This window comes from Bacillus sp. SIMBA_008, from assembly GCF_046535495.1.
Taxonomy (GTDB): Bacteria; Bacillota; Bacilli; order Bacillales; family Bacillaceae; genus Bacillus; species Bacillus subtilis.
This window is the reverse complement of the sequence record NZ_JAWRWL010000522.1, coordinates 1-269: the sequence shown is the minus strand read 5'-3', so window position 1 is coordinate 269 and position 269 is coordinate 1. Positions and strand designations below refer to the sequence as shown.

Here is a 269-nt window from a genome sequence, read left to right as displayed (position 1 = left end):
CTGACTTGCGGCGATGGTGCCCTCGCACACGAAGGTCAGGAGGTCTCCCGGTGAGGTGTCGGCGGGCAGGAAGACCTGCAGCGGGGGCGCCTGGCGGTCCCGCTGCTGCACGAGGAGCCGGGTGCGCTCTCGCGTACGGGGACCGTTGAGCAGCAGCGCATCGAGGAGTCGGGGGCCGATGATGCGCAGATCGCAGTCCACGGTGATCTCCGCGGGCCGGCGGTGATCACCCTCCGTGCGTCCCAGGACGGTCGCCAGGACGACCGTGC

At 71.0% G+C, this 269-nt stretch carries 1 protein-coding gene; it reads right to left on the bottom strand.

Translation table 11 applies throughout. The annotated features are described in order from the left end of the window. Positions 1–269, bottom strand: a 269-nt coding sequence (locus tag SB658_RS24290) for a hypothetical protein (RefSeq protein WP_410602919.1), incomplete at both ends; no start/stop codon positions are given.